Here is a 676-nt window from a genome sequence, read left to right on the forward strand (position 1 = left end):
AACGCGCCGCGCTGGCGCAGATCGCCGGGCTGGAGCCGGTCGGACGCGGCGCGAGCATGGGCGCGCTCGGCTGGGTCGGACCCGACCGCCTCGACCTGGGCCTGACCATCCGCACCGCCGCCGCCGACGGCGACCTGCTGCACCTGTGGGCCGGCGGCGGCATCACCTGGGACAGCGACCCGGCCGCCGAGGTCGCCGAGGCCGCCGCCAAAGCCGCCCCGATCCGCGCCCTGCTCGCCGGCTGACGGGCCGGCCCGCTCGCGGCGGCTCCGCCGGCCGGTAGCGTTCTTGTGCGGCGGCTACCGGCCGGCGGCGAACGCGTCCAGGGCGGCGACCACCCGCTCGCCGATGCCGTGCCCGTTTTTCGTGCTTTCCGGACTCCACGATCTCCAGCTTTTTTATCAGGCCAGTCCCGGGTCAGCAGCCACGCGATGTCCGGCGGGCCGCTGACATCCAGCCGGCCCTGCACCAGCACCCCCGGAATCCTCGCCAGGCGGCCCGCGTCGCGCAGCACCTGCCCGTCCGGCTGGAAACCCCGGTTCGCGAAGTAGTGCGTCACCAGCCGGGCGAACCCGTACCGGAACACCGGATCGGCGAACCGCGGATCCGGCGCGTACCCGCCCGCCAGGGACACGTGCACGTCCTCCCAGTCGCACCAGTCCCGCGCCGCCCGCTC

General features: G+C 75.1%; 1 protein-coding gene. It reads left to right on the forward strand.

Translation table 11 applies throughout. The annotated features are described in order from the left end of the window. The coding region (locus MCBG_RS04110; protein WP_043324003.1) for a chorismate-binding protein at positions 1–245 on the forward strand (245 nt) is incomplete at its 5' end. Positions 246–676 lie beyond the last annotated feature (431 nt).

Origin of the sequence: Micromonospora sp. M42, assembly GCF_000568915.1 — a bacterium.
GTDB classification, from domain to species: domain Bacteria; phylum Actinomycetota; class Actinomycetes; order Mycobacteriales; family Micromonosporaceae; genus Micromonospora; species Micromonospora chalcea.